This window comes from Agromyces sp. MMS24-JH15 (genome assembly GCF_043518605.1).
In the GTDB taxonomy this organism is placed as follows: Bacteria; Actinomycetota; Actinomycetes; order Actinomycetales; family Microbacteriaceae; genus Agromyces.
In genome coordinates, this window is record NZ_CP171358.1 from 3,724,093 (window position 1) to 3,736,359 (window position 12,267).

The window sequence follows — 12,267 nt, forward strand, 5'->3', positions numbered from 1 at the left end:
CGCCGCGACCGGATTCAGCCCGCGACCGCGCGCCGCCCGTGCCCGGCGAGGGCGCGGAACCCGAACGCGGCGACGTCGCCGAGCCGACCGCGGCGGGGACGGAAGACCAGGAAGACCGGGTGGACGCCGGACACTCCGACGACCGGGGCGTGGAGGCGGGTCCAGCCCCGGCCCACGGTCGACGCGGGCACGACGACGGTCGAGATCAGCCGACCGTTCGGGGTGTCGAGACGGACCTCGATCGCTCCCTCGCCCTCGGGGTCGATGTCGACGCTCAGCGCGGCGGCCGGGTCATCCTCACCGAAGTCGAGCACCTCGAACCCGGCGACGGCACCGCTCCGGGTGTTCGCGAGCACCTGGAGCGTTCTGCGGCCGGTTCCCGGATCGATGTCGCCGAGCTCGTGGTCGCGCAGTCGCATGGCCGGACGGTTCCGCTTCCGCGGTGCCGTCAGATGGCACGCGATGTAGGCGGGCCACAGTGCGAAGGCATCCAGCGGCTCGTCGCTGAACCCGAGCGACGAGGAGTCCGCCTGCTCGAACGCGCCGTCACCGCGACGGGTCAGCGGCGCGACGCACGCCTGGCGCCCGTCCGCGGTGTGCCGGTGGAAGACCTGGTACCACCTGCCGTCCGCCTCGAACATGCCCCCGTGCGTATTGCCGCCCGGGTACGTGGGCTTCGGCTGCTTCCACGCATTGCCCAGCGCGACGAGCGGCCCGGCGGGCACGAACGGCCCGCGCGGGGCATCCGCGACCGCGTGGTACATCCCGGAGAATCCCGCACCGCCCATCGCCCAGTACGACAGGACGAACCGGCCGTCGACCTCCCGGATCGACGGACCGTTCATGAACGCGGTCGCGCCGTGCGCCGCAGCCGAGCGGGCGCGTACCGCCCGTGCGAGCGACTGACGGATGACCGGGGTGACGTACTCCCCGGTGGCCCGGTCCGGGACGACGGTGCGGTTGTCGGTCCGATCGAGTTCGATCACCGAGCAGTTCAGGAGTCCGAAGTACAGGAAGAGGCGTCCCTCGTGCAGCAGCACGGCGGGATCGTAGGGGTAGTCCGCGAACCGAAGGCGGCCCCTGGAGATCGGGCCTCGTCCTTCCCCGAACGCGAGGTCGCCGTCGACGATGCCGTCCGCGCCGTCGACCCAGCCTGCCGGCTTCGCCTCCTCCGGGAGCCGGACGCGACCCACGTACTCGAACGGCCCCGTCGGGGAATCCGAGACCGCGACACCGAACCCGGACTTCGACAAGCCGACGCCGTAGTACATGAAGTACCGACCGTCGAGCTCGATCACGTCCGGCGCGAACAGCCGGGTCGTCGTCATGCCCTGCTTCCCGCGCGCGAGCTGCGCGGCGATGAAGGGATCCTGTCGGCGCTCGTAGATCACCCCGTCGTACCGCCACGCCGAAAGGTCGTCGAGCGCCGCCGAGTAGCAGACGTAGTCGCCCTCGCAGAAGTCCGATCCGCCGTTGAGGTCGTGCGACCCGTACAGGTACACCCGGTCCCCGAACACGCGCGGCTCGCCGTCGGGAACCATCTCGTACGAGGGCAGGAACGGATTGACGGTCCGCTCGCGCGTCCCGAGGGACAGGGCTGCCGTGACGGCCATGCTGGGTCTCCTTCTGTGCGTCGGGGCCGGGCGCGCCCGTTCCGTTCGGCTGCCGACCGGAAGCCCGTTCGAGCGGGAAGGGCGATCGGGTGTCGCGCTCCCCGCGATCTCGTGGAGCGTTACCTACACCGATGTAGGTACCGGGATGGTAGACCGAGGGCGAGCCGACGCCAAATCGGCGTTCCGGCGCTCGTGCGGTCGCGCGTTCCGCGGTACCGCGGTTCCCGGTTCCGCGGGTCCGCGGTTCCGCGGGTCCGCGGTTCCGCGGTTCCGCGGTTCCGCGGTTCCGCGTGGGCGGATCAGTGCGTGTCCGCCCCTGCGACCGCACGACGGGCGAAGAGGTCGTCCGCGAAGGCGGACCACTGCCCGGCGAAGTCGATCGTCGGGTCGCGCAGCCAGTTCACCTGGAGGCCGTCCATGAAGGAATGGATCTCGATCGCCACGTCACGGGCGGGCCGTTCGAAGCCGTCCAGGTACTCGGCGAGCCATCCGATCGTGCGCTCCCATCGATCCGCGAAGAACCGGTGCGCCGGATGCCCCGGATCCAGGGCCTCCACGGCGAGCACCGTGTAGAGCCGCACGATCTCCGGCTGCGTCAGGTTCCGTCGGACCAGGAGGTCGAGCATCGTGCGGATGTCCCCGCCGTGCCTCGCCGCATCGCGGAACACGGCGTCGGCGTCGTTCCGGTCCCGCGCCTCCAGGACGTCGAGCAGGAGCTCCTCCTTCGAGGCGTAGTGGTGCAGGACGCCGGCCCTCGTGAGCCCGCAGGCACGCGCGAGCTCCGCGATCGTGAAGCGGCGGAATCCGACCTCGGAGATGAGACGCGTCGCCTCCTCGATGAGCTGCGATCGACGGTCGTCGGCGGCCATCCTCCGGCGCGTCTTCCCCGTCATCTCGCCCTCCCCGCTCGCGATCGTCGCGCGCATCGGTCCGTACCCGCACCAGTGTAGGTACGTGTGTGCGGTCTCGAGGTTCGAGGCCCCCACCCGGACCGGGGATCACCTGCTGCCAACGGAGGCAGCCATTTCGGCGTCCGCCGCCGGCGGCTAGGGTCGGCACGTGAGCTTCGATGTCGAGGCGGAGGCCTACGGACGGTTCATGGGGCGCTACTCCGAGCCGCTCGCGGCCGCGTTCGCGGATGTCGTCGCGCCGGAACCGGGGTGGCGCGCGCTCGACGTCGGCGCGGGCACCGGAGCCGTGGCCGCGCTCCTGTCCGAGACCCTGGGCAGCGCGGCCGTCGCGGCGGTCGATCCGTCGCCGCCGTTCGTCGCCGCGATGCGGCAGCGCCTCCCCGGCGTCGACGTGCGGGAAGCCGCAGCAGAGTCGCTGCCGTTCCCGGACGGGACGTTCGACCTCACGGTCGCCCAGCTCGTCGTGCACTTCATGACCGATCCCGTCGCCGGGCTCGCCGAGATGGCACGCGTCACGACCGCCGGCGGCATCGTCGCCGCCTCGGTGTGGGACTTCGCGGGCGAGCGCGCTCCCCTGTCGCTGTTCTGGCGCGTCGCACGAGAGCTCGACCCGGGCGCGGCAGGCGAGTCGGAGTTGGCCGGCGCGCGCGAAGGGCACCTGGCGGAACTGCTCCGTGCGGCCGGACTGCACGGCGTGCGCGGCGGCGAGTTGACCGTCGAGGTCGCCTATGCGGACCCCGACGATTGGTGGCGTCCGTACACGCTCGGCGTCGGGCCCGCGGGCGCCTACGTCGCGGGCCTCGATGACCCGCACCGGGAGGCGCTTCGCCGTCGCGCGATCGAGGCGCTCGGCGAGGGCCCGGGCGTCATCAGCGCAACGGCGTGGATGGCCCGCGGCGTCGCCTGAACGCGCCGCTTGAGCCTGCGCCGCCCGACCCGGTCGCGACCGCGCGAGCCCGGGCCTGCCGTCGGCACTCCAGTCGGTCCTACACTGGCGTTCGTGAGGACGGAACCGTGACCTCGCAGGCCGGATCGGCCGCGCCCCGGTTGGCTTCGGACGCCTCCCGGACCTGGGCGGCGATCGCGGTGGCCGCCGCGGTCACGATCGCAGCGTTCTTCATCTACCACCTGGTGGTCTGGTTCCGGTTCACGGTCGACTCCGTCATCGTGACGTCGTTCGTGTTCTGGATCGCCTACTCCGCGACCTACGCGGTGCTGACCCAGTCGGTGTTCGCGCGCCGTGACCACGCGACGCTCAGTGCGTGGATCCGAACGACCAACCCTGTTCGACGGCGGCAGCGGTCGACGGGCGAGACATCCGGTGCCGGACCGACCGCGAACGTGCACTGGGCGATCCTCGCGATCGCCACCGTCGCCCTGCTCGTGCTCTCGCCGGGGTTGCTCGACAGTCCGCTCGCGAACGCGCTCGGCGTCGGCGTGGTGCTTTCGGCGTGGGTCGTCACGGTCTACGCGTATGCGGTCCACTACGCCCGACTGGACCTCGCGGGCCCGAGCATCGAGTTCCCGGGAGAAGCGGCCGGTCCGGTCTTCATGGACTACTTCTACCTGTCGGCCCAGATCGCGACGACGTTCTCCTCGTCGGATGTCTCGATCCTGACGACGCGGGCCCGCCGCGTGGTGACCGGCCAGACCTTCATCGCATTCGGGTTCAGCACGTTCATCATCGCGATGCTCATCACCGTGCTGTTCCTGAGCTGACGATCGCGCGCTGCTGGGCGCCGACGCTCGCACGGCGACAGGCGCGGCGTTCAGCCGACGATGTCGCCCGCCTCGACGACGGTGAGCCGCTGCGTGGGCCGGGTGAGCGCGACGTACAGCCGCTTCCACGTCGCCGATGAGACCACCCCGGGCGCCGGCATGGACGGGACCGCGACCACGACCGCGTCGAACTCGAGCCCCTTCGCGTCGTCGGGCGTGCCGACCCACAGCCGATCGGATGCCCCGCCGGCGGAGGCCTTCGCCGCCTCGGGCCCCAGCAGGTCGCGCACGACGCCGAGCACCCCGAGCGGCCCGATCACGCCGACCGTCCCGTCGCTCACCTCGAGCGCCTCGACGGTCGCTCGGGCGGCGGCCTCCCCGAGCCGCTCGGCGGCCACGCGGAAGACCCGGGGCTCGTGGTCGCCGTCGCGGGCGGACGTCGGCACCGCTGCGCCGGGGTCGATGCGGCGGAGCACGTCGGTCGCCACGCGCATGATCCGACCGGGCGTCCGGTAGTTGACCGTGAGGTCGGTGCGGCTCCACCTGGGCACCTGCGGGTCGAGCAGGCCTGCCCACGTGAACGGGGCATCCGTCGCCGTGTACTGGTTGGCGTCGCCGACGAGGGTCATCGAGCGGGTCGGGCAGCGGCGGATCAGGGCGCGCAGCAGCATCGGGCTGGTCTCCTGCGCCTCGTCGACGATGACGTGGCCGTACACCCATTCCCGGTCCCACATCGCCCGCTCCGAGGGCGTGCGGCCGTCGCGGGATGACTGCCGATCAGCGAGCGTCGCAGCGGTCACGATCGACACGGGCGCGGCGAGACGGTCCTCGTCACCGTCGATGTCGTCGACCATGTCGAGCACGCCCTGTGCGTACGCGAGATCGGTCGCCCGGTCCGCGCGGGCGCGCGCCGCGGCCGCCGCCGCCGGTCGCGGGTCGTCGCCGAGGAGCTCGGCGAGTTCGTCGACGAGTGGGATGTCGGCCGCCGTGAGGCCGTGCTCCCGCGGGCGGAGCAGCGCCGCACGCATCGACGGCGCGAGCGACGGGAACGCCGCGTCGAGGCGCGCCGGGTCGCTGAACAGGTCGCGGACCACCTCGACCGGATCGAGGAGCGGCCAGAGTTCGTCGAAGAGCTCCTGCACGGCGGGGTCCTCGGCCCAGTCGGCCCGCCGCTCGGAGTCCTCCATGGCGGATGTCCCGTGCTCGGCGTCCTCGAGGCGGAGGATCTCGGTCAGGAGCGCCCGCTCGAACTTCGGCCGGGCCGCGTTGTGCGGCGTCCCGCCGGACCGGCCGCGCGTGCGGACCCGATGCAGCAGCTGCCCGTCGAGGGCCATCGGCTTGAGGCCCGCCGGGCGGAGCATCCGGACGCCCTCGTTCGGCACCTCGACGACGCTCACCACTCGCTTGAGCCCGGCGACGACCTCGAGCCGGCCCTTGAATTCCGACGCGGTCGCCGACTCCGTCGCGGTCGCGGTCACGCCCGGCACGAGGGTGCCCGGCGTGACGAGCACGGCCGAGTCCTCGCCGAGCGACGGCAGCACCTGCGAGATGTACTCGAGGAACCGGCGGTTCGGGCCGACGATGAGCACGACCGACTTGGCCAGCCGATTGCGGTGCTCGTACAGCAGGTAGGCCGCCCGCTGCAGCGCGACGGCCGTCTTGCCGGTGCCCGGGCCGCCCTGCACGACGAGGGTGCCCGCCAGCGGACCGCGGATGATCGCATCCTGCTCGCGCTGGATGGTGCCGACGATGTCGCTCATGTGCTGCGTGCGGGGCCGATCGAGTGCCGCCAGCAGCGCTCCGTCGCGGTGATCGCCGCCTCCGTGCACGGCGGGATCGTCGAGGTCGATGAGCAGCGGTTCGTCGTAGACCCCGGTGACGGTGCGATCGGTCGACGAGATACGACGCCTGGCCTTCACGCCCTCACGGTGCAGCGGCGTCGCCGTGTAGAAGGGCCGCGCCACCGGCGCACGCCAGTCGACCAGCAGCCGCTCGCCGTCGTCGGGATCGCTCAGTCCGATGCGGCCGATGCGGAACCGCTCGCCGGCGTCGGTCTCGACGCCGCCCAGGAGCAGGCCGTACGACGCAGTCCGGAGCCCCTGCAGGCGCTGGGAGTGATGCGCGACGAGCGCGTCGCGTTCCGTCAGGTTCATCTCGTCGCTGGGGCGGCCGAGCATCCTGCGGAGGTATTCGGCCTCCGACTCCACGAGCGCCGCGACGACCCCGCGGATGTGGTCGAGCGCGGCCTGCTCCTCGGCGATGGGCGCGGGGGAAGTGCTGGTGCTGATGTCTGTGCTCCTCGTGCGGCGGAGCCGTCAATCCTAGCCGTGGCCACGAGCAGGAAGTCCGGCGGAACCGTCGACCGAAGGCGTGGACGCGCTCGGACCGCCTGCCGATCCGCCGCCGTCGGCCCGACTGGACGGCACGTGTGCGGTGCGTGGAAGCAGAAGAGGCTGGGACCGAATCTCTTCGGTCCCAGCCTCTTCTGTGCGATATTCGATACCGCTTCGGTTGCGGGGACAGGATTTGAACCTGCGACCTCTGGGTTATGAGCCCAGCGAGCTACCGAACTGCTCCACCCCGCGGCACAAGAGATGACACTAGCACGGGGTTTGGCCGGGTACAAATCGAGGGCGGCGGAGGGGTCTCGAGACGCGTCGCCGCTGCGCGTCGGCGCTCCTCGACCACCGGGAAGTGGGCGCGTCGCGGATCTCGAGACGCGTCGCCGCTGCGCGTCGGCGCTCCTAGACCACCGGAATCCAGGCGTTGGGGGTCTCGAGACGCGTCGCCTTCGGCGGCGCTCCTCGACCACCGGAACGGTCGCTGCTCGACCACGAGGGAGGTACAGCCGCGCGTCAGCGCGACGAACGCGCGACGAGCTCGACGCCGAGCGGGATCCACTTCGTGTCGGGCCATCCGTACATGCCGTCGCCGAGCGGCACGACCGCCGGGAAGATCCGCCAGGGCAGGCGGAAGTGCTCTTCGAACTCCTCGATCCGGAGGCCCGCGTCGCGCAGCGCCCGCATCGTCTCGGACAGCGGATGCGTCCACTCCCACGTCCGCGCGTGCGCGATCGCGACGGCCGAGTCCGCGTAGTCGCTCGGGTCCTCGAGCACGTCGGGCCCCTCGACCGAGTAGGGGAATCGAACCCGGGGCAGCCCGGCGTCCGGGCTCGGCTCGCCCTCGTAGTCGAACATCCACGCGGTCGGGTGTCCGTCCGCGAAGTACAGCGGCGCGCCCGGCTTCAGGAACCACGCGACGATGCCCGCCCACTCCGAGACATCCGGAAGCCAGCCGATGGTGCCCCACGTCGTGAACACGAGGTCGAAGGACTCGGGCTCCGGCAGCATGTGCCGGGCGTCGTACAGGTTCGCCTGGATGAACCGGGCACGGTCGGCGACGCCGAGCTCGGCGGCCATCCGACGCGCCTCCTCGATGGCCGGCTCCGAGAAGTCGATCCCGACGACCGTCGCGCCCAGGTTCACGAGCGAGAGCGAGTCGCTCCCGAAGTGGCACTGCAGGTGCAGGACCCGCTTGCCCTCGAGGCCGTCGGGGAAGAGCCGCGCGATGCCGGCGGCCGCGATCGGGTCGAGCTGGCTGCCGCCCGATCGCAGCACGCCGCGGTCGTACATCTCGCTCGCCACGTGGACGGGGACCCGGTCGTCCCAGTTCGCGCGATTGTCGTCGAGCCACTCCCCCGACCGCAGGTCGACCATCAGGGCGCCGGGGTCTCCGTCGGGGCCGGGGTCTCCGTCCCGGTCGACCCGTCGGTGCCGCTCGACGAGCTCTCGTCCGCGAGCGCGACGAGCTCCGAGATGATCTCGGCCAGCTGCGCGTCCGCGACGCCGTACGCCGCCCAGTCGCCCGCCTGCAGCGCCGCCTGCTTGTTCTCCATGGCCTGGCGGGCCCGGTTCAGCAGCGACTGCAGCTCGCTCGTGGCGACCGTGCCGTCGCCGGTGCTCGGCTGGTCCGTCCCCGGCTCGGTCGGCTGGGTGCCGGGCTCGACCTCCTCATCGCCCGCGGATGCCCCGGAGTCGCCGCCGAACAGCACGTTGAGCGCCTGGTCGAGCGTGTCCTGGAACGCGATCTGGTCGCCGAAGGCGACGAGCACCTTCTGCAGGAGCGGATAGCTCGTGCCGGCCGTCGATCGCACGTACACCGGCTGGACGTACAGGAGGCCGCCGCCGACCGGCACCGTGAGCAGGTTGCCGTTGATGACGTCCGACTGGCCCTGTTTCAGCAGGTTGAGGGACGCCGACACCGTCGGATCCGAGTTGAACGTGTTCTGCACCTGGCCCGGGCCCGGGATGTTGTCGTCCTCGGGCAGCGCGAGCAATCGCAGCTTCCCGTACCCGGACGCGACCTCGCCCTTCTCCATCCCGGCATCCGAATCGACCGCGAGGTAGCCGCGCAGCACGTTCCGGCTCTGCTCGCCGCGCGCATCCGGGATGAACGTCGAGTACAACGAGTACGACGGGGCATCCTGACCCGGCATCTGCATCGTCAGGTAGTACGGCGGCTGCAGCAGCGTGCTGTTCTGCGAGGCCGTCGGGTCCTTCGGCGTGGTCCAGGCGTCCTCGCGCGAGTAGAACGAGCCGGCGTCGGTGACGTGGTACCGGCCGAGCACGGAGCGCTGCACCTTGAAGAGGTCCTCCGGGTAGCGCACGTGGCTGATGAGGTCGGCCGACATGTCCGAGATCGGCTTCAGGGTCGACGGGAACACCTTCTGCCACGTCTGCAGCAGCGGATCCTGGTCATCCCACGCGTAGAGCGTGACCGAGCCGTCGTAGGCGTCGACCGTGGCCTTCACCGAGTTGCGGATGTAGTTGATCTCGTCGAACGCGAGCGTGGGCGTGAGCCCTTCGCTGTCGGCGATCGCCTCGCTCATGCTGACCTTGTTCGAGTACGGGAACTGGTCGGTGAGCGTGTAGCCGTCGACGATCCAGACGACCTTCCCGTCGACGACCGACGGGTACGTGTCGGAGTCGAGCGTCAGGTACGGGGCGACCTTGCGCACGCGCTCGATCGGGTCGCGGTCGTACAGGATCTGCGACGACGTGTTCACGGCGTCGGAGAGGAAGATCTGCTCGCTCTGGAACTTCAGCGCGTAGATGAGCTTGGTGAACGCGTTGTCGAGCTTCGGCCCGCCGTTGCCCTCGAAGGTCGTCTCGGTGCGGTCGGCGCCCTCCTCGCCCGACGGGTAGTCGAGTTCGACGGGCGCGGTGCCCTCTGGTGCGCCGACGACCGAGTACAGGGGCGAGTTCTCGCCGAAGTACACGCGCGGCTGGAAGTCGCCGAGCACGCCCGCCGACGGGATGCCGGACTGCACGAACACCGGCTGCCCGTCTGCCGAGCGCTGGTTGCCGGCCGCCGCCACGAGGCCGTAGCCGTGCGTGTAGACGATGTGCGAGTTGTACCAGGTGCTCGCGTCGCCGAGGCCCTCGAGGTTGACGTCGCGGATCGCGACGACGGTGTCCTGCGTGCCGTCCTCGAGCTGGTACCGGTCGACGTCGAGGTCGTCGGGGAACTTGTAGTACTGGCGGTACTGCTCGAGCTGCTGGAACGCCGGCCCGATCACCGCGGGGTCCATGAGGCGGATGCTCGCGGTCGTCTCCGCGTCGGAGCGGAGGGCCCCGGGCTCGGCGTCCGTCTTCGCCTCGTACGGGATCTCCTCGATGTCCGACACCCCGAACGCGTCGCGCGTGAGGTCGATGTTCCGCTGGATGTACTCCGCCTCGAGCGCACGCTCCGACGGGTCGACCTGGAACCGCTGCACGACCCACGGGTACAGCGTGCCGACCAGCAGCGCCGAGACGATGAGCAGCGCGGTGCCGACGATCGGGAGGCGCCAGCGCCCGATGATCGCGGTGATGAAGAAGAGGATGGAGACGCCGACGGCAATCACGGCGAGGATGTTCCGGCCCGGGATCACCGCGTTCACGTCGGTGTACGCCGCACCCGTGAAGAGCGAGCCCGTCTCGGTGACGGTCGCGAACTGGTCGAGGAAGATGCTCACGCCCTGCAGCAGCAGGTAGAGGCCGGTCGTGATCGCGATCTGGACGCGCGCGGCCTTCGCGATGAGGATCTCGCGGCCCGAGATCCGGATGGCGCCGTAGAGGTAGTTCGTGGCGATGACGAGCAGGCCCGACAGCAGCACGACCGCCGACGCGAACCCGATGATCGAGCGGTAGAACGGCAGCTCGAACACGTAGAACCCGACGTCGAGCCCGAACTGCGGGTCGGTCTGGCCGAACGGCGTGCGGTTGAGCCAGAGCATCGTGAGCTCCCAGCGTCCCGCGGTCGAGACGCCCGCGAAGATGCCGAGCACCGCCGGGATGCCGTACATCGCGAGGCGCCGCAGCGGCTCGAACACCTCCTGGTAGCGGTCGAGCTGGCTGTTGAGCTTCGCGTAGACCGGGCGCGTACGGTACGCGATCTGGATCGACGCCCAGATCGGGACGGACATCGCGACGAACCCGACGAGGAAGAGGACGGCGCGGGCGATCCACTCGGTCGTCAGCACGCCCAGGAAGCCGAGCTGGTCGTACCAGAGCACGTCCGCGTACAGCCCCGAGAACACGAAGAACCCGATCACGAAGAGGATCACCACCGCGATCGTGATGACGACGGGCGCGCGGCGGCGCGGATTCCTCGACTGCTGCGTCTCTGATGACACTCTCGGCCTCATGTTCGGTCGGGACTTGATCGGTTCAACATCCTAGGGTCGCCTCGCTTGGAAACGACTGCGCGTTCGCCCTCAGCGGTGACGGGTCACGACGCCTCGCAGGTCGCGAATCCGCTCGTGTCGGCGCCGTCGCCGATCGCCTCCACGATCGCGCGCGCGTCGTCGAGCGTCGACACCGAGAACACCTGCATGCCGGCGGGCACGTTCCCGACGACCTCGGCGCAGTTGTCCGCGGGCGCGAGGAACCAGTCGGCGTCGGCCTCCTCGGCACCCCAGAGCTTCTGCCGGATGCCGCCGATGGCGCCCACGACGCCCGCCGAGTCGATCGTGCCGGTCCCGGCGATGATGTCGCCGCCGGTCATCGCCCCGGGCGTGAGCTTGTCGACGATGCCGAGCGCGAACATCATGCCCGCGCTCGGTCCGCCGACGTCGTCGAGCCTCAGCTCGACGTCGATCGGGAACTCGTACGCCATCTGCACGCCCACGCCGATGACGGCCTGGCCGCCGTTCTCGGTCGGGGTGACCTCGACGTCGAGGGTCTCCTCGCCGCGCACGATCGAGAAGGTGCCCGGTGCGTCCGTGCCGTTGTCGGCGATGGCGGCGCGCAGTTCGTCGACCGAGTGCACGGGCTCGCCGTTCACGGCCGCGATGACGTCGTCGGCTTCGATCACGCCGTCGGCGGGCGATCCCTCGAGCACGCTCGAGACCGTGACCTCGCGGGGGAAGTCGTAGCCGAGTTCGACGAGGGCCGCGGCGATCGCATCCTGCTGGGAGTCCACCATCTGGGCCGCGTTCTCGGCGTCGCGGTCCTCCTGGCTGACGCCGGGCGGGTAGATCGCCTCGGTCGGCACCGCCGAACGGGTCTGATCGAACCAGGCTCCGAGCACCTCGAACCAGCTCGGCGTCGCACCCGGGCGGCCGACCACGCTCACCGTGAGCAGGTTCAACTCGCCGGAGGTCGGATAGGTCTGCTCGTCGGGGATCGAGATGAGCGGGACATCCTCGCCCTCGTGCTCGACCGAGCCGAGGGTGTCGTAGACCGGCCCGGGCTGCTCGATGACGTACGGCGACGGCAGCAGGCCGAACACGAGCCCGATCACGACGGCGGCGGTGAGCAACCCCCACCCGATGCGCTCCCGCCTGGACCGGCGGAGGGACTCCGGGTCGACCACGGGCGCGGGAGCCTCGTCGAACAGCGCCATCTCATCCTTCCGCACGCGGCTGGGGACCGTGCTGCGGCCCCTGTTCGCGGCTGGCGGACACCCCGAACGCCAGCCTAGGCCATTTCCCGGACCCGACACGGGCGGCGCGGGGTTAGCGTTGAGGGACATCGAGGGAG

At 70.8% G+C, this 12,267-nt stretch carries 8 protein-coding genes and 1 tRNA gene; 2 read left to right on the forward strand and 7 right to left on the reverse strand.

All coding sequences use genetic code 11. The annotated features are described in order from the left end of the window. Positions 1-14: 14 nt before the first annotated feature. Positions 15-1,613, reverse strand: coding sequence for a family 43 glycosylhydrolase (locus ACDF64_RS17030; RefSeq protein ID WP_394552535.1), 1,599 nt, complete (start codon positions 1,611-1,613; stop codon positions 15-17). Between the two features lie 299 nt (positions 1,614-1,912). Then, a complete protein-coding gene (locus tag ACDF64_RS17035; protein WP_394552536.1) occupies positions 1,913-2,506 on the reverse strand; it encodes a TetR/AcrR family transcriptional regulator in 594 nt (197 codons plus the stop codon). A gap of 166 nt (positions 2,507-2,672) precedes the next feature. Here ACDF64_RS17035 and ACDF64_RS17040 point away from each other — a divergent pair, with 166 nt between their 5' ends. Beyond that, positions 2,673-3,431: a class I SAM-dependent methyltransferase gene (locus ACDF64_RS17040; protein ID WP_394552537.1), complete on the forward strand. Its 759-nt coding sequence runs from the start codon at positions 2,673-2,675 to the stop codon at positions 3,429-3,431. Between the two features lie 107 nt (positions 3,432-3,538). Beyond that, complete coding sequence (locus tag ACDF64_RS17045) at positions 3,539-4,243, forward strand: DUF1345 domain-containing protein (RefSeq protein ID WP_394552538.1); 705 nt, start codon at positions 3,539-3,541, stop codon at positions 4,241-4,243. A 50-nt stretch (positions 4,244-4,293) separates the two neighbouring features. On the opposite strand, the gene ACDF64_RS17050 is transcribed toward ACDF64_RS17045, so the two are convergent. From ACDF64_RS17050 to ACDF64_RS17070, 5 genes are all read right to left on the reverse strand, one after another. Continuing rightward, positions 4,294-6,420: a HelD family protein gene (locus tag ACDF64_RS17050; RefSeq protein WP_394552539.1), complete on the reverse strand. Its 2,127-nt coding sequence runs from the start codon at positions 6,418-6,420 to the stop codon at positions 4,294-4,296. Positions 6,421-6,754: 334 nt separating this feature from the next. Further along, positions 6,755-6,828 (reverse strand) — tRNA-Met (locus tag ACDF64_RS17055). Between the two features lie 270 nt (positions 6,829-7,098). Beyond that, entirely contained in the window at positions 7,099-7,959 is an 861-nt protein-coding gene (locus ACDF64_RS17060) for a class I SAM-dependent methyltransferase (protein ID WP_394552540.1), read from the reverse strand. Further along, a complete protein-coding gene (locus ACDF64_RS17065; protein WP_394552541.1) occupies positions 7,959-10,931 on the reverse strand; it encodes a UPF0182 family protein in 2,973 nt (990 codons plus the stop codon). The genes ACDF64_RS17060 and ACDF64_RS17065 overlap by 1 nt, the downstream gene beginning before the upstream one ends. Before the next feature lie 83 nt (positions 10,932-11,014). Next, positions 11,015-12,145, reverse strand: coding sequence for a PDZ domain-containing protein (locus tag ACDF64_RS17070; protein ID WP_394552542.1), 1,131 nt, complete (start codon positions 12,143-12,145; stop codon positions 11,015-11,017). Positions 12,146-12,267: the final 122 nt, after the last annotated feature.